The 15,456-nt window shown below is 47.9% G+C and carries 17 protein-coding genes and 1 pseudogene; 2 read left to right on the top strand and 16 right to left on the bottom strand.

Annotated features, from left to right (window positions below; genetic code table 11):
- Positions 1 to 5: 5 nt before the first annotated feature.
- From fcl to K365_RS25665, 7 genes and pseudogenes are all read right to left on the bottom strand, one after another.
- A pseudogene (fcl, locus tag K365_RS25670) lies at positions 6 to 932 on the bottom strand (GDP-L-fucose synthase).
- Between the two features lie 100 nt (positions 933 to 1,032).
- Positions 1,033 to 1,917, bottom strand: coding sequence for a dTDP-4-dehydrorhamnose reductase (rfbD, locus tag K365_RS0111040; RefSeq protein ID WP_024334596.1), 885 nt, complete (start codon positions 1,915 to 1,917; stop codon positions 1,033 to 1,035).
- The gene (gene rfbC, locus K365_RS0111035; RefSeq protein WP_024334595.1) at positions 1,914 to 2,462 is read right to left on the bottom strand and encodes a dTDP-4-dehydrorhamnose 3,5-epimerase; all 549 of its coding nucleotides are present in this window, start codon (positions 2,460 to 2,462) and stop codon (positions 1,914 to 1,916) included. Before rfbC ends, rfbD begins: the two co-directional genes overlap by 4 nt.
- A 19-nt stretch (positions 2,463 to 2,481) precedes the next feature.
- Positions 2,482 to 3,360: a glucose-1-phosphate thymidylyltransferase RfbA gene (rfbA, locus tag K365_RS0111030; RefSeq protein ID WP_024334594.1), complete on the bottom strand. Its 879-nt coding sequence runs from the start codon at positions 3,358 to 3,360 to the stop codon at positions 2,482 to 2,484.
- Positions 3,361 to 3,698: 338 nt separating this feature from the next.
- Positions 3,699 to 4,241, bottom strand: coding sequence for a helix-turn-helix domain-containing protein (locus K365_RS0111025; RefSeq protein WP_024334593.1), 543 nt, complete (start codon positions 4,239 to 4,241; stop codon positions 3,699 to 3,701).
- Positions 4,242 to 4,333: 92 nt separating this feature from the next.
- Complete coding sequence (locus tag K365_RS0111020) at positions 4,334 to 6,112, bottom strand: protein O-mannosyl-transferase family (protein ID WP_024334592.1); 1,779 nt, start codon at positions 6,110 to 6,112, stop codon at positions 4,334 to 4,336.
- Positions 6,093 to 7,298, bottom strand: coding sequence for a glycosyltransferase (locus tag K365_RS25665; protein WP_024334591.1), 1,206 nt, complete (start codon positions 7,296 to 7,298; stop codon positions 6,093 to 6,095). The genes K365_RS0111020 and K365_RS25665 overlap by 20 nt, the downstream gene beginning before the upstream one ends.
- A gap of 279 nt (positions 7,299 to 7,577) precedes the next feature.
- Between K365_RS25665 and K365_RS0111010 the strand changes: the two genes are divergently transcribed.
- Positions 7,578 to 8,543 (top strand): glycosyltransferase family 2 protein, encoded by a 966-nt coding sequence (locus K365_RS0111010; RefSeq protein WP_024334590.1) that lies wholly within the window; start codon positions 7,578 to 7,580, stop codon positions 8,541 to 8,543.
- Positions 8,544 to 8,732: 189 nt separating this feature from the next.
- Here K365_RS0111010 and tumE read toward each other — a convergent pair whose 3' ends face one another.
- The 9 genes from tumE to mntA all read right to left on the bottom strand — a co-directional run bounded on the left by tumE (position 8,733) and on the right by mntA (position 12,484).
- Positions 8,733 to 9,131, bottom strand: a complete 399-nt coding sequence (tumE, locus tag K365_RS0111005; RefSeq protein ID WP_024334589.1) for a toxin TumE — start codon at positions 9,129 to 9,131, stop codon at positions 8,733 to 8,735.
- Positions 9,121 to 9,351, bottom strand: coding sequence for an antitoxin TumA (gene tumA, locus K365_RS0111000; protein ID WP_006966594.1), 231 nt, complete (start codon positions 9,349 to 9,351; stop codon positions 9,121 to 9,123). The genes tumE and tumA overlap by 11 nt, the downstream gene beginning before the upstream one ends.
- A gap of 253 nt (positions 9,352 to 9,604) precedes the next feature.
- Complete coding sequence (locus K365_RS28695) at positions 9,605 to 9,991, bottom strand: hypothetical protein (protein ID WP_024334588.1); 387 nt, start codon at positions 9,989 to 9,991, stop codon at positions 9,605 to 9,607.
- A gap of 8 nt (positions 9,992 to 9,999) precedes the next feature.
- Complete coding sequence (locus K365_RS28690) at positions 10,000 to 10,488, bottom strand: hypothetical protein (protein ID WP_024334587.1); 489 nt, start codon at positions 10,486 to 10,488, stop codon at positions 10,000 to 10,002.
- Between the two features lie 154 nt (positions 10,489 to 10,642).
- Complete coding sequence (locus K365_RS0110980) at positions 10,643 to 11,131, bottom strand: PIN domain-containing protein (protein WP_024334586.1); 489 nt, start codon at positions 11,129 to 11,131, stop codon at positions 10,643 to 10,645.
- The gene (locus K365_RS0110975) at positions 11,124 to 11,381 is read right to left on the bottom strand and encodes a UPF0175 family protein (RefSeq protein WP_006966590.1); all 258 of its coding nucleotides are present in this window, start codon (positions 11,379 to 11,381) and stop codon (positions 11,124 to 11,126) included. Before K365_RS0110975 ends, K365_RS0110980 begins: the two co-directional genes overlap by 8 nt.
- Positions 11,382 to 11,438: 57 nt before the next feature.
- Positions 11,439 to 11,627, bottom strand: coding sequence for an MBL fold metallo-hydrolase (locus K365_RS27250; RefSeq protein WP_245569160.1), 189 nt, complete (start codon positions 11,625 to 11,627; stop codon positions 11,439 to 11,441).
- A 66-nt stretch (positions 11,628 to 11,693) separates the two neighbouring features.
- Positions 11,694 to 12,104, bottom strand: a complete 411-nt coding sequence (gene hepT / locus K365_RS0110965) for a type VII toxin-antitoxin system HepT family RNase toxin (RefSeq protein WP_024334585.1) — start codon at positions 12,102 to 12,104, stop codon at positions 11,694 to 11,696.
- Positions 12,104 to 12,484, bottom strand: a complete 381-nt coding sequence (gene mntA, locus K365_RS0110960) for a type VII toxin-antitoxin system MntA family adenylyltransferase antitoxin (protein ID WP_024334584.1) — start codon at positions 12,482 to 12,484, stop codon at positions 12,104 to 12,106. Before mntA ends, hepT begins: the two co-directional genes overlap by 1 nt.
- Before the next feature lie 171 nt (positions 12,485 to 12,655).
- On the opposite strand from mntA, the gene ileS reads away from it, so the two are divergent.
- The gene (gene ileS / locus K365_RS0110955; protein WP_024334583.1) at positions 12,656 to 15,454 is read left to right on the top strand and encodes an isoleucine--tRNA ligase; all 2,799 of its coding nucleotides are present in this window, start codon (positions 12,656 to 12,658) and stop codon (positions 15,452 to 15,454) included.
- The last annotated feature ends 2 nt before the right edge of the window (positions 15,455 to 15,456 follow it).

Below are 15,456 nucleotides of genomic sequence, written 5' to 3'. Positions count from 1 at the left end.
TTTGCTTATTCCCGAAAATCTTCCTGGTGCGCTACAAACCAGGCATAGGTGTCGGTCAAGCCCTGTTCCAGGGGGATGGCCGGTTCCCAGCCCAGGGAGGTCAGTAGCGAGACGTCCAGCAGTTTCCGGGGCATACCGTCCGGTTTGGAGGCGTCAAAGGTCAGGCGGCCGGTGAACCCGGTTACCTTTGCGATGGTCTCAGCTAGTTCCCGGATGGTGCAATCAATGCCGGAGCCCACGTTGATATGGGACATCATGGGCCGTGTGCGGGCCTGGTATATGGCGTGATCCAGATTCATGACATGGACGGTGGCGGCGGCCATGTCATCCACGTGTAAAAATTCCCGCATGGGGGTGCCGCTGCCCCAGATCATTATTTCCAGTGCCTGCCCTTTTACCGCTTCATGGAACCGCCGCAGCAGGGCCGGGATGACGTGGCTGTTTTCCGGATGAAAATTGTCCCCCGGGCCGTAAAGGTTGGTGGGCATGACACTGCGGTAGTCCCGGCCGTACTGGCGGTTGTAGCTCTCACACAGCTTGATGCCGGCGATCTTGGCCACGGCATAGGGTTCGTTGGTGGGCTCCAGGTATCCCCTCATAAGCATCTCTTCTTTCATGGGCTGGGGCACTTCCCTGGGGTAGATGCAGCTGCTGCCCAAAAACAGGAGTTTCTGGACGCCGCTCCGGTGGGCCGCATGGATTGCATTGGCCTGAACCACCAGGTTTTCATAGATGAACTCCGCCGGATAGGTGTTGTTGGCATGGATACCCCCGACTTTGGCGGCAGCCAGGTACACCTAGTCCGGTTTTTCAGTCTGCATGAAATCCATGACCGCCTTCTGATCCAGCAGATCCAGTTCCTGACGGGTCCGGGTGATGATACAGGTCTGTCCAATGTCTTTGAGACGTCGGACAATGGCGCTGCCTACCATGCCGCAATGTCCGGCTACATAAATCTTGGGATTTTTCATGGGCTCCCACTTATCCCTGGAAAGGGTTTGGTTTTTGGGATCATTGGTAGATTGATAACTTTCATGTGCGGGGAGGTGACAGTTCCCGTCGGTAAAGTTCCCACATCATAGCACGAAGTTGAATTCGCCAGTGGATCGGGTGTATACCCAGCATTTGCCAGGCAGCTGTTTTGTCCAGCACGCTGTAATGGAGCCGTTTTGCCGGGGTTGGGTAGGCATGGGCCGGAACCGGTATGATTGGAATGGCCTGATCTAAAAGTCCGGCGCTGAGACCCTCTTCCTGAATGGCCATGCTGAAATCATACCAGGATGCCACCCCGGCATCAGTCCAGTGAAAAATACCTGTTGCGTTTTGTCTGAGAGCTGACCAGATCGCTTTGGCAAGGCCGAATGCCCAGGTAGGGGTGCCGATCTGGTCCTCGACAACGCGCAGTTCAGTTTTCTCTTTCATGAGACCGAGCATGGTTTTGACAAAATTGTGTCCATGGATGGAATACAGCCAGGCAGTTCTGATAATCAAAGCGTTTTCCAGCGTTTCTCTGATGGCCAGTTCACCCTTGAGCTTGGATTTGCCGTACACGGATTCAGGCCCTGGATCGTCATCAGGTTTATAGGGTTTGAAGTGCCGGCCGCTGAAAATAAAATCCGTGGAAATGTGGATCAGGCGGATCTGATTTTGTCTGCACAATTTAGCAATATACCGAACTGCCAGGTGGTTGATCCTGTCGGCCAGATCCGGTTCCTGTTCAGCTTTGTCAACCGCAGTATAGGCTGCGGCATTGATGATACCGTCGGGTTGGGCTGTCTGAATGCACTGTCGGATGCTGTCCGGGCTGCAAAAATCAACTCCAGTAAAATCACAGGAAATCAGACGGACATCCTCCGGGCAGGTCCGCTGCAGTTCCCATCCCAGTTGTCCGTTGGCGCCTAAAAGCAGGATTTTCATTGAAACACCTCGGCGGATTCAAGACTCAAGCCGCAGACGTCTTTTTCCGACAGGATGGGAGAGGTGCCCGGCAGGATGGGCCAGTCAATTGCGACCGATGGATCATTCCACAAAAGTGTGCGTTCATGCTCCGGCGCGTAATAGTCCGCGCATTTATAGATGACTTCCGCATCCATGCTTAACACATAAAACCCATGGGCAAACCCCGGAGGAACCCAGAGTATTTTTTTATTTTTGGATGTCAGGGTCATGCCGGCCCATTTCCCAAAAAAAGGCGATGATTTTCTCAAGTCAACCGCCACATCAAACACAGCCCCTGAAACCACACGGACGAGTTTGCCCTGGGGGTGCTCGATCTGGTAATGAAGTCCTCTTAAGATGCCCCGGCTGGATTTGCTGTGGTTGTCCTGGACAAAGCAGACCGGAGCAATGTTTTTTTGAAACGCGTCTTCCCGGAAAGTTTCCATGAAAAACCCCCGGTGGTCTGAGAACACCTGTGGTTCCATGAGAATGATATCGGGGTTGGAAAGCGAGGTATATTTCATGATGCCAGAAAAGGGTGGGTTAGCGAATTTTTTTCAAAAGGTCTGACAGATATTGGCCATAGTTGTTATTTTTCATGCTGCGGGCTGTTTTTTCCAGCTGATCCGCATCGATCAGGTTCATTCGAAACGCGATCTCTTCAGGACAGGCAATTTTCAATCCCTGACGATCTTCAACCACTTTGATAAAGGTGGCAGCATCCAGAAGGGATTCATGGGTGCCTGTATCCAGCCAGGCCATGCCCCGGGAAAAAAGTTCTACAGTTAAATCCCCCCGGGACAGGTAGGCGGCATTGACATCGGTGATTTCAAGTTCACCCCTGGCGGATGGTGTGATCTGCCCTGCAATGTGGACAACGTCATTGTCATAGAAATACAGACCAGTTGCCACATAATTGGATTTCGGGATCTTGGGTTTTTCTTCAAGACTGGTCACACGGCCTGCTGCATCAAATCCGATAACACCATATCTTTGGGGGTCTTTGACATAATACCCGAAAATGGTGGCCCCGGTATCTTTTTTGCCAATATTCTGGAGGCGGTTGGGCAAACCTTCTCCATAGAAAATGTTGTCCCCCAGGATCAGGGTGACCGGATCTGTGCCGATAAATTGTTTACCGATGATAAAGGCCTGGGCCAGGCCGTCAGGGGAAGGCTGGGTTGCATATTCCAGGGAAATGCCCCATTGAGAACCGTTCCCAAGCAGCTGTTTGAAGTTATGAAGATCCTGGGGCGTTGTGATGATCAAAATCTGATTGATGCCTGCCAGCATCAATGTGGACAACGGATAATAGATCATGGGCTTGTCATAGACCGGCATGAGCTGCTTGCTGACCGAATAGGTCAGCGGATAGAGTCGGGTGCCTGATCCGCCAGCCAGTATAATTCCTTTTCGTGCCATTGGGGTGATCTTTCTTTGGGTTTTATTTTTTATATAAAGTGTCAAGTTCGGATTTGAGGGCTCTCTGAGCTTCCGGCTCCCCTGTCCCACGAGTCGGTGACGCAGGTTTCAGCGCCGAGATGGGTGATGGTGATGGCTTTTGATTGATTATTCATCAATTTTATCATCTGTCATGTACATCATCAGTATTAACGCTCATGACAGGCTTGGTTTTTTTGATCAGATGTCATCTACAGGGAAATACCCCCCTAAAATTTTGGGCATAGCTCCGCTCTGTCGGTTACAAAGGGCTGGGCTTTGTAATCGATGTGGGTTGAGGATTGGGCTGTTTTTTCCGGCTACTTTTCCCAGATCAGCAGATGGGGTCTGGTAGCCAGGCCTTTTGAAAAGGTTTCAAATTCGTACCGGGTCAGGACCAGGTGCCGGATCTTGCGGTTGATGTAGCGCTCGGTTTTTTGGGTCAGGTCGTGCAGGTGGTAGTTGTCGATGTCTCCCACCAGCAGCAGGTCGATAATGCCGGTGTCTTTGCCTGCCGCATAATCATCCAGCAGATAGGCCTGTTCCAGGTTGCCCAGGCGGGTGATGATGCTGTCAATGACCTGGTCCACGCCCAGTACTTTTTTGGCCATGGAGCCCAGTTCCGGAAACAGCGGGTGCTTTGGGTTGGCTTTGTACCAGATTTTTCTGCCCTGTTTTTCCGCCGTGATCAGGTCGCTGCCGGACAGGTGGTTCAATTCGGACCGCACTGCATTGGAAGATACATTGAATTCATCGGAAAGCTGTCGCAGGTATGTCCGGGTATCCGGGTTCATGAAAAAGCGCAGCAGCAGCTTTATTTTCAGTTTTGACTGAATGATGCCGGAAAAAAGGGTGTTATTCATTTAATTTTTCTTGCCTTTTATGTTCAATATAATTGCTCATATCAATATCAGAAACTTCTGTCAATAATTTATATCATTGAGCTTCCGGATTTTCAGTCCAGAGATCCTGTTTGATACAATTGACCATATTTTTTACAGGCTTCTTCAAGTTTTGAGTGCCCTTTGTCGCTCATGATCGCTGCAAGGTAATCCCAAGTTCTCAGATAATATGTCAACATGGACTGTTCCCAGAGGTTCCCCTTTTCTCGTGTAAACGCTGTTGGCAGCTCCATTTTGTTCAAAAGAAGGTGTTCATTGAGCTGAAACAGTTTCAATGCAGGCAACAGAAGGTCTTGGGAAGAGACCAGTTTGATAAAAGGTCCCACTGGATAGGAAAGCGGAAGAAATTTGGCATTGGGTTCATCTTTTTTCGGTGTTCTTATGAGATAGACCGGTCTTTTTTTTAACAAAAGAAAAAAATAGTGATCAATAGATAGATTATATCGGTCAAAATCTGGAAACGCTTGTGAAATATTGTCTTTTCGATACCAGTCCAGATGCCAGAGACCTTCCTGGACAATGAGAACATTTTTCTTTTCAGGTTTCACCAGATGAATACCATAAAGAAGTCCATAATAATCAAGATCGCTGGTGGTCACCACCACAGCATTGTCTTCAACAATTTCAAGAATGTTTCTGATATGGGCTTCATAAAACGTGGCACTTTTCCGCTCAGCAGCCGGCCATTGATTCAGGATATGGAGAGACAGAGACACCCCCATCAAAAGGACGAGAATGGTTTTTGACAGGTTGTTTTGCAGCATGGCCATGAAAACGGCGGAGGGCAGGGCCAGAAATAAAATTGGCAGGGCAAAGAACCGTTCCCCCATAAAATATGCCCAGTCGGTTCGGGGCAGGTTGAAAAATGAGAGGAAAACAGGGCCGGTGAATATAAATGCAGTGATGACGACAATCATGAAGCGGTTTTTTTGGACAACAGGACATACCTCTTCTCTTTGGGTGAAAAAAGGGATAAAAACGCCCACAATTGCCGGTACAATCAATATAAAAGAAAAAGTGGCGGGCAGGGTGATGAAAAAATGTTTGATGCCATTGAAAAAATGACCGGTCGCTCCGGCAAAGAGAGTGAAAGTCCCATACTCATGTCTCAGCAGGTGCGTCAACAGTCTTTCCATGGGAACGTTCCAATCCCCCCAGACATAGATTGGATTGGCTGTATTGAAAAAAAATGAAACAAGGGGAAGCAGACCCAGGAGGGATCCCAGAGAAAACCATTTCAAGGCAGTCAGCCGGCTTGTGGTGATAAATACCCAGGTTAGGATGGCAGAGGGCAGAAGAAAGGCCATTGAGTGATGATTGCAAAAGCTGAGCCCAAAAGTCAAACCCGTGAGCATGAACCATTTTTTAATCTGGCGATCTTCGTTGCTTTCTAATGCGTGATACAGAGCGTACAGACAGAAAGCGGAGAGAAAGAGGTTCAAGGCAAAGGGTTCAATGGCTGTGGCGGATCTCCAGATGATTCCCGTCAGAAAAATCAGATAAACGCCGAACAGGGAGGCTGTTTCATTTCCGGTGTAAGCACGGGCAATCTTATGGGTGATGATGGCGGCAGCCACGGTGAAAAAGATTGATACACAGGCAAGAAGGGGGATCAGAGGGACAAGTTTTTGGAATATCATTACTACTGAACGTAAAACAAGCGTAAGAAGGGGATACCCCGGCGGGTGGGCAATGCCCCCCTTCATGGCGAGAAGGGCAAATTCTCCGGCATCAAAATCAGGAAGAGAGGTGGGAAGACCGGCAAAATAGCAAAGGGCAAGGGGAAGAAAAAGTCCGATATCCCGGAACGTTCTATTTTTCAGTATGTTCATGGATAACTGCCTTGTCAGAGGCACGGCCTCTTTTATTCTGTCTGATGTTTTTTTCAAAAACAAACGGCTTGACACCCGGTGTGAGGCCATAGATGGTCGAGGAATCAAAAACAGCTATCTTGCTCAAGGTGAAATTCACAAATGCGCCGGCAATGCTGCCGGCAAAAACAGGAATGAAATAATGGCGTTGAAAAAAGAGATGGCTGTTGAACAGATGGGTGGAAACGAAAAAATTACCCAGAAAACCCAATGCGCTGACGGTGACAAAGCCTAGCCACTGTCTGATCCATTTTTGCCGGGTGGAATCTGAAAAGGTGATCATTCTGTTGAGTTGAAAGTTGCTGGTGGCAGCCACCAGAAAAGAGGGAAAACGGGCAATTTCAAAATTCATTCCCATCAGCCCATGAAAAATAAACATGGCAGAAAAATCAACAATGGTACCCAATCCCCCCACAGCACAGAATAATAAAAACTGCACCTGAAAATACCATTTGTATTCATAAAGCCGTTTGAGATGGGCAAGATAAAGAAGTTGTTGCTGAAAAGTGAGTTTTGATTCACAGGCCTCCCTCATGCCAAAAAATATGGGTATTTCTTTGATTCGTTTTGGACGGGTTTTTACAATGAGTTCAAGGCCGATTTTATAGCCTAATGGATTGAAGAAATCCGCATCTTCGAGAAGCTCTTGTTTCAGGGCAAAAAAACCGGACATGGGGTCTTTGACTTTTACAAGAGGGTGAGCCAGCCAGGTTGCAATGTAGGTGTTCAGGTAGCGGAAAAGTCCCCAGTTCCGGCTTATTTTTCCGCCTTTGATATAGCGGGAGCCAAGCACAAAATCCACTTCCTGTTTCAAAATAGGGGCAATCAGGCGGGGAACATCTTCTGGGGCGTGACTTAAATCGGCGTCCATCACAACAAGAACAGGAAATCGGGCCTGCCTGAAACCGTGTAATACCGCCGAGCTCAGACCCTGCATATCTCTGCGGACATAAAGGGAGACCGGAATGGTTTCCGCCAGTTCTTCGATGATTTCAATGGTGCCGTCTGCACTGTCATCATCCACCACCAGTATTTCAAAATGCAGCCCATTTTGCCCAAGAACCCGGTCAAGTATGGGGATCAGTTTTTTAAGATTCTGAGCCTCCCTGAGTGTGGGAATGATCAGTGAAACACCTTTTTTTTCCATCGTGTCTATTCCAAAAAAACAACAGATTGTTGAAAAAAATTATCTTTATTCAGCACCATAATTCCAGGGGCTTGGGAATGTATAAAAAACTATCCTTGATTTGACAACCATAGAATTACGTGTGAAAAAAGATGTTACTCTGTTTTTGCAAGATTCCGATGATGGATGTTTATACGTTCATTTATCCTGATCTTGACCTTATCTGTCGGATAATTGTATATATCTTCAGCATAAAAATGCGGCAACTTGAAAATTCAACCCGACTCAAAGCGAGGATGCTTGTACAAAGACAAGAAGATCTGCGTGGTGGTGCCTGCCTATAACGAGGGATCTCAGATTGCCGGGGTCATCGAGACCATGCCTGAGTATGTGGATGCGGTGGTGGTGGTGGATGATGCCAGTATAGATGACACGGTCCGGGTGGTCAAGGAATGCCGGCAGGGCAGGGCAGATCTGGTTCTGATCGAACATGAAAAGAATCAGGGATGCGGCGGTGCAGTGATCAGCGGATATGCGTGGGCTGCGGAACGGGATTTTGATGTGGTGGTACGCATGGATGGAGACGGGCAGATGAATCCGGATGATCTGACCTCCCTGATCGACCCGGTGGCAACGGGTGCCGTGGATTTTGCCAAAGGGAACCGGTTTTTTTCCGGCAAGGCGTATGAAGTGATGCCCAAATTGCGGTATCTGGGGACGGCATTTCTGTCTTTGCTCACCAAGATTGTTTCCGGATACTGGCATTTGTCGGATTTTCAGTCCGGGTATGTGGCTATCGGCAGAAAAGCCCTTGACACGGTTGACTGGCAGCAGATGTATACAAGATATGGCCAGCCCAATGACCAGTTGATTTTATTGAATGTGTACAATTTCAAGGTTAAGGATGTGCCCGTGGACCCGGTGTATCATGTGGGGGAGGTCTCGGGCATCAAGATCAAAAAAGTGATCTTTACCCTGGGGTGGCTGCTGGTGAAACGGTTTTTCTGGCGGCTCAAGGAAAAATACATTATCAGGGATTTTCATCCCCTGGTGTTTTTCTATGCCCTGGGGCTGTCCCTGGGCGGATTTTCGTTACTGTTGTTTCTGCGGGTGTTCTTTGTGTGGTTTACAAGCGGTCATATCCCTACCATCAATGCCTTTGCCGCGTTTTCATCTTTTATAGCCTCAGCCCAGTTCACCTTGTTTGCCATGTGGTTTGACATGGAGGCGAACAAGCATCTGAGGCCGGGTGATCCGGATGCATGACGGGGAGTCGATAATACCGGCATCCGGGGATTGGTGCGGTCCAGTTCATAGATCAGGTCCGGGACCTGATCATGTTTGAGCAAATTGTCGATATTGCCATATATGGCATTTCCGACAATTTGGCAAATCCGTTTTTGGAGTCAGGGGTCATATCGGATGTTGGTGTCTTTTTCCGACAGGATAGGCCAGTCAATTGCGATCGGAAGAGTCAATATCGTTTGCTTCCTCAATTGCGTTTAGTATTGAGGGCTCTACTAAAGTATCAATCACTTTATCCGAAAGATGTTTATGATGCGGAAAATTCACAAGACCTGGGAAATGTGGCGCATTGTCATATCGAAAAACAAGGCGGTTTTTCTCATCTTGAAAATGATATCGATAATACAGGCGTATAATGGCAGATTCTTCAACCATATTTGCCTCATTTAATTCCAGCAGATATCCACTCTTGAAACGAACTCTGATACGCAAGTTAACGCGATTATCTGTTAGGATTTCCTCTTCATAACGTTCTACATAAACTTCTTTCAGCTTCCGAACAACAGCTTCAACTGCACTCAGGTGTTCCGATAATAAATCATGCAACATTATGTAACTGATCCTCTATGTCACGTCTGATCATAACATAATGTTTGTAATTATTGGCCCATTCGATGTAATCTTCAGAGTCTTCCAATTGCCCTTTTATAAAGCTATTAAAGAATTCTTCTGATGTCATTTTATATTGTGACTCATAACTGCTGAGGTGCTTTGCTATAGCAACAAGAGCATCTACGGATGAATCATACTCAATTCTCTGTTTTCTCATATCTCCCCCTCAAAGCCTATATAATACTGCTCATTTTTTATTTTTGTATTGAGCATATTATAAATATTTTTTTTAACCAAAGCAAACCAAGTTTTGTCTACTTCCAGTTCCAGCTTTTGCTTATTGAGCCTGTCCGTGACCTCCACAGCAAATCGCCATAACCTGAGATCAGTGCAAGCAACTGCCCTGTATTGATGACAATAGATTCTGTTTCAGGCATTTTGCATATTCGCCACCTTGTCATGAATCCTTTTTATCGTAAAATCATCACATACCGACTGACAACCCCAAGGATCTTTTTTTTCTGCATGGCCGACACAACCCCTGCATTAAATCGTTCAGAAGACAAGGGCGCCTGGATGACATGGGTCAGGGCCCAGCCGGTTTTTTTGAAAATGTCATAATAATCCACAACCAAAATACCCTGGCCCGGTTCTTCTTTATCGGCAGGACAATGTTGAAAATCCCGCCAGTCCGAGTTGATAAAAGCAAGACGGGTATCTTTCTTGGAAATCTTCTTTAGAAAAATAAAAAATTTTTCCAGAAATTTCAAATACGTTTGTCTTGAAAGCCCTGAAATACTTTCTGCCCAGAGCAAGGCAGGTATCGGCACACACACCACCCCCGGCCATTGGATCAAAAATCAGATCACCCTGCTTTGAAAAAAAATACAGGATGTGTGCGACCAGTTGGGCTGGAATACGTCTGGGCCAATCCTGGCATTTTGGCCAAATGGTGGGATAAAGTCCTTCGATTAATGTCCAGCCTCTTTGCAATCCTGTCCTGTGGAATACCCAGCTGGTGTAACCGAAAAATTTTAAGATCAAGTTCCTGAAGCGTGGTGGCCCTTAAATCAGCAATATATAAATCAACTGCCTGTCTTGATCTGCCGATTGCCCTGCCGATTTCGGCGGATGTTAATCCGGGGTTTGACTGAAAAGCGCGCCTGGCAGTACTGCTGGATTCAGACAGTTCCGGATTTTCAAAAGCCTGAACAAGGACAGGGTCAAATTCAAAACCATCCCTCAGGTTTTCCACAAAAATACGGATACGTTTATGATCCATATTTTCTCTTGGATATATGGATTCATCAAGTACGATATCTGACACTGGAATTTGGATCACTTGATCTTTCATGGGTGTTACAATAGCCGTATCCATATTCGGCCTGAACCCTGGAGCATGGTCAGGAGCAGGGCCTTGGTGCCGGGGGTGCAGATGATCACACGGTAAAACCCGGCATCGATCAGGTCCGGGACCCGGCCGATGTGATAGATGTGGGTGGTGATTTTTATTCTCCAATTTTTGAATATATTTCTGCCAGTAATCGGTAATCAATACGAATACCAACGTCTATCAGCTTGTTAATTTCCGGCTTGACAGCTTTTACGAGGCCGACCCGCTTTGCCATGGTAAGAAGCCCTACAGATCCGATTAATCCAATATCGAGAAGTTTCGCACATTTTCTGGCTTGAAGGTCATCCAGGACAGCCGTCACATTCGTACCTTTTTGCATTGCAAGACTCAAAACTTCACTCTCGCCTTTTCCAAGATCCCATGATGCAATCAGGGGATGAATGTTTTGAACCGATTCTTTGGTTACTTCAGCAGCAGATCCTAATTCTTCCAAATATTGTGCAATGGGTTTTTTGGATTCAATTTCTGAAATCACACCATCCGGCACTATCCACAAATCAGCCAAGGGTGATATTGTGCACAATAAACCGGCTTTTCCAAGCAGAATAATCGGAGACGCATTTAATATGAAGACACTATTCATAACCGGCTTCTTTCAATACTTCATCGGCAGTGTATTGAAACGGGGACACGTTAAACCTGGCCAGTTCCATCAAAAAATCCTCCCGGCACAATCCGGCTATTTCCGATGCTTTTTCCTGAGATATTTGACCCATTTCATACCATTTGACGGCCGCCACAATCCGTATGTCATTTTTTAATTCTTCAGGTGTCTTGCGAAGAGCTGAAAAAACGCCTAAAGGTAATTCAAAAGATATGGTTTTTGTTTTCATATGAAAACCTCCTTGTCTATTAAACATAGCTTACGCTTATTTTTAAAGAATATCAATTTATGAAAACCGGATCCGGCAATGATCGATGTGGGCATGGGTGAGGAACAAAAAGTCGATCTCTGCCGGCGGCACCGGGAACCGGTCGAAGGGCACCAGCGGATCATGGCCCTGGGCAATGCCGCAGTCCACCAGGATGGCGATGCTGCCGTTTTTGCTTGTTGCGCCTGTCTCTAGCTTCGACTGCAAAGTCAAAATGTCAACAGCATCTTTAAAAAAAGATTCTTATTGGATATTGGGTCGGTACTGAATGGTTTAGCAATTGGTGATTAGGGTAATTTGATCGATGAATTTTCTGATATCACCGATTTTTGCAAGGATTTGATTGCAGATGATTCTCGAATCAACGGCCTCATAATCATGGGATAAAAAATTTCTGAAACCGGCTATTTTTGAAAAATCATATGCAAACTCGGGGTCCAAAATACCGCTTTCACCTAAGATATCAAAGGATTCAGCATAGGACTGGGGTGGCCTCAGATTCTTTTTTTTTATGGTCATTTCAGCAAGCACAATACAGGAATCAACAACCAGATACAGATAATGCAGCATAGCGCCTCGATATATCGGATCTTTGTCAAATTTGGAAATACAGTCCGGCTGCATTTTTTCCAGAATGCGAATATACTCATTGATACGGCCGATTTTCTGGTGGATTCTTTCCATTAAACCCCCATGACTCTTTTTCTCTGGTATTTAAAATCAATGGCTGTGTGAAGCACTTTTTGCTCAAAGTCCAGCCTTGCATCCTGATTTGATTCGTAAATCACTTGGCCATGGCGGGTGATTCGATCGAGCAGTATGATGTTTTTACAACGATTCAAGACAACAATATCTATGTCATTCATTTTCAGCGACCGGCTGATCTCAAGATATAGCGCGGTTTTGATATCAAAAAATTCCATTTGAAGCTGTGGATCAAGGAAGATGGCAATATCGATGTCGCTGTCAGCAGTGGCATCCCCCCGGGCATGGGAGCCGAACAGATAGGCGAACAAAATCTGTCCGCCTTGATCTTCAAAAATCTTTTTCAGGGTTGGGATCATATGGGTTCTATATTTTGAGTTTCAGGTATCAGGATTGCCGTGAAATGATTTTATCCGGCCGGGTCTTCCGGGTCAAGGGTTGTTTTGATATGTTTCTTGACTTTTCAGGCGTTTAGCACTAAATATGACAGTTTAATATATGGATGACTGACGACCAGATTCGGAGGACGAATGGATTATAAAAAAACGCTCAACCTGCCTTCAACCCAATTTGCCATGAAGGCCAACCTGCCCCAGCGGGAACCGGAACAGCTCAAACAGTGGGATGAAAAAAAGATCTATGATAAACTGCGGGAACAGGCCAAGGACCGGCCTTTGTTCATACTCCATGACGGCCCTCCCTATGCCAATGGTCATCTTCACATGGGCCATGCCATTAACAAGATTTTAAAGGACATTATTGTGAGATCCCGGCAGATGGCCGGGTTCAACGCGCCGTATGTGCCGGGGTGGGACTGCCACGGGCTGCCCATTGAGCACAATGTGGACAAGCAGCTGGGATCAAAGAAAAAACAGATGACCCCGGTTCAGGTCCGGCAGGCGTGCCGGAAATATGCCGCCAAATTTGTGGATATCCAGAGAGACGAATTCAAGCGGTTCGGCGTGGCCGGGCAGTGGGAAACCCCTTATCTGACCATGAATTCCGCGTATGAGGCCAGAATCGCCAAAGAGTGCGGCGAGTTTGCCCTGGCAGGGGACATGTTTCTGGGCAAAAAGCCCATTTACTGGTGCTGCTCGTGCCAGACCGCCCTGGCGGAGGCCGAAATCGAATACCATGATCATACCTCGCCGTCCATTCATGTGAAATTTGCCCTAAAAGACGATCTGTCGGACCTGATCCCGGATATCAAGGATACGCCCGTGTCCATGGTGATCTGGACCACCACACCCTGGACCATTCCCGCCAATTTGGGGGTGTGCATCCATCCCCGGTTTGAGTATGTGGCGGTCAAAACCCGGGACCATGGGGTGCTGATTATGGCCAAGGCTTTGGTGGAAACGGTGATGCAGACTTTCGGCATGGATGATTACCAGGTGGTGGCAAAATTGAATCCCCTGGATCTGGAAAACAAAAAATGCCTGCACCCCATTTACGACACCGATTCTCTGATCATTTTAGGGGACCATGTCACCCTGGATGCCGGCACGGGGTGTGTGCACACTGCACCGGGCCACGGGGCTGACGACCATGTGGTGGGCAAAAAATACGGGCTGGACTGCTATTCTCCCGTGGAAGACAATGGCGTTTTTTCATCTGACGTGCCTTTGTTTGCCGGAGAATTCATTTTCAAGGCCAACACCCACATCAACGAAGTGCTGGAAGAAAAAGGGGCGTTGCTGAAAAACAGGCAATTGTCGCATTCCTATCCCCATTGCTGGCGGTGCAAAAACCCGGTGATCTATCGGGCCACGCCCCAGTGGTTCATTTCCATGGACAAGCTGGGGCTGCGGCAGAAAACCCTGGAACAGATCAACCATGTGCAGTGGATTCCGTCCTGGGGAAAAGAACGCATCTATGCCATGATCGAGAACCGGCCGGACTGGTGCCTGTCCCGGCAGCGGTCCTGGGGGGTGCCCATCCCCGTGTTTCATTGCAGCGAGTGCAAGGAGGTCTATGTGACCCGGGAATCCGTGGACAAGATCCATGCCCTTTTTTCTGAGCATTCATCCGACATCTGGTTTGAAAAAGAAGCAGCCGAGCTCATGCCCGACCATGCCGTGTGCGCCAAATGCGGCAGCAAACATTTTACCAAGGACCATAATATTCTGGATGTGTGGTTTGACTCCGGGGTCAGCCATGCGGCCGTGCTCACGGAATTTCCCGGTCTGCGGCGGCCGGCTGACATGTACCTGGAAGGATCGGACCAGCACAGAGGATGGTTTCACTCATCATTGCTGACGGCCGTGGGCCGCACGGGCAAAGCCCCGTACAAGACGGTGCTCACCCATGGGTTTGTGGTGGATGAAAAAGGCCATAAAATGTCCAAATCCGTGGGCAATGTGGTGGCACCGGAATCAGTGATCAAGCAGTACGGGGCGGATGTACTCCGGTTGTGGGCCGCGTCTGCTGATTACCGGGGGGATGTGAGCATCTCCAACAACATCATCAAGCAGCTGTCTGATGCCTACCGCCGGATCCGCAACACCTGCCGGTTCATGCTGGGCAATTTTTCAGATTTTGATGTCACAAAGGATGCCAGACCTGTTGCGGATATGGGGGAACTGGACCGGTTTATCCTGCACCGGCTGTATCAGGTGACCAAAAAAGCCGTGAACGCTTACGACACCTATGAATTTCATACCATTTACCATGCACTGCACAATTTCTGTGTGGTGGATCTGTCCGCATTCTATCTGGATATCATCAAGGACCGGCTGTATACCTCTCCGCCGGCAAGCCCGGAACGACGGGATGCCCAGACGGTCATGGCGACTATCCTGGATACCCTGGTCAGGATCATGGCCCCGGTGCTGCCGTTTACCGCGGAAGAGATCTATGCCCATATGCCGCCGGGCAAAGACAAAAAAGAAAGCGTGCACATGGCATCCATGGCTGTGGCGGATCCGCAATGGCAGAACAAAGATCTGTCTGACAAATGGACCTGGATTCTGTCTTTGCGCTCGGAAGTGACCAAAGCCCTGGAAGCGGCCCGGAAAGACAAGCTTATCGGTCATCCTCTGGATGCGGCCGTGGAGATCAAACTGCCGAAAACAGTACTCAAGGGATTTGTTCAGGATCTGGATATGCCGCTGGCTGATATTTTTATCGTGTCTGCAGCCGCATTAAATGACACACTGGATTCAGACGCGTTTCAAAGCAAGGAGATTGCCGGACTGGAAATTGCCGTGAAAAAAGCAGCCGGAGACAAATGCGAACGCTGCTGGCGTTTCAGCCGGACCATCGGGCAGGATGAGCAATATCCTGAAGCCTGTGACCGGTGTGCCTCTGCGTTGAACCAGATTCTGTAAAA

Source organism: Desulfotignum balticum DSM 7044, from assembly GCF_000421285.1.
GTDB lineage: Bacteria > Desulfobacterota > Desulfobacteria > Desulfobacterales > Desulfobacteraceae > Desulfotignum > Desulfotignum balticum.
Note: the sequence above shows the minus strand (reverse complement) of the source record. Positions and strands in the feature narration are given on the sequence as shown.

What these genes read in the sequence shown, in the direction of transcription:
- rfbD (WP_024334596.1), bottom strand. Translation starts at nt 1,917, where the DNA reads ATGAAAATCCTGCTTTTAGGCGCCAACGGACAACTGGGATGGGAACTG.
- rfbC (WP_024334595.1), bottom strand. Translation starts at nt 2,462, where the DNA reads ATGAAATATACCTCGCTTTCCAACCCCGATATCATTCTCATGGAACCA.
- rfbA (WP_024334594.1), bottom strand. Translation starts at nt 3,360, where the DNA reads ATGGCACGAAAAGGAATTATACTGGCTGGCGGATCAGGCACCCGACTC.
- K365_RS0111025 (WP_024334593.1), bottom strand. Translation starts at nt 4,241, where the DNA reads ATGAATAACACCCTTTTTTCCGGCATCATTCAGTCAAAACTGAAAATA.
- K365_RS0111020 (WP_024334592.1), bottom strand. Translation starts at nt 6,112, where the DNA reads ATGAACATACTGAAAAATAGAACGTTCCGGGATATCGGACTTTTTCTT.
- K365_RS25665 (WP_024334591.1), bottom strand. Translation starts at nt 7,298, where the DNA reads ATGGAAAAAAAAGGTGTTTCACTGATCATTCCCACACTCAGGGAGGCT.
- tumE (WP_024334589.1), bottom strand. Translation starts at nt 9,131, where the DNA reads ATGTTGCATGATTTATTATCGGAACACCTGAGTGCAGTTGAAGCTGTT.
- tumA (WP_006966594.1), bottom strand. Translation starts at nt 9,351, where the DNA reads ATGAGAAAACAGAGAATTGAGTATGATTCATCCGTAGATGCTCTTGTT.
- K365_RS28690 (WP_024334587.1), bottom strand. Translation starts at nt 10,488, where the DNA reads ATGAAAGATCAAGTGATCCAAATTCCAGTGTCAGATATCGTACTTGAT.
- K365_RS0110980 (WP_024334586.1), bottom strand. Translation starts at nt 11,131, where the DNA reads ATGAATAGTGTCTTCATATTAAATGCGTCTCCGATTATTCTGCTTGGA.
- K365_RS0110975 (WP_006966590.1), bottom strand. Translation starts at nt 11,381, where the DNA reads ATGAAAACAAAAACCATATCTTTTGAATTACCTTTAGGCGTTTTTTCA.
- hepT (WP_024334585.1), bottom strand. Translation starts at nt 12,104, where the DNA reads ATGGAAAGAATCCACCAGAAAATCGGCCGTATCAATGAGTATATTCGC.
- mntA (WP_024334584.1), bottom strand. Translation starts at nt 12,484, where the DNA reads ATGATCCCAACCCTGAAAAAGATTTTTGAAGATCAAGGCGGACAGATT.
- ileS (WP_024334583.1), top strand. Translation starts at nt 12,656, where the DNA reads ATGGATTATAAAAAAACGCTCAACCTGCCTTCAACCCAATTTGCCATG.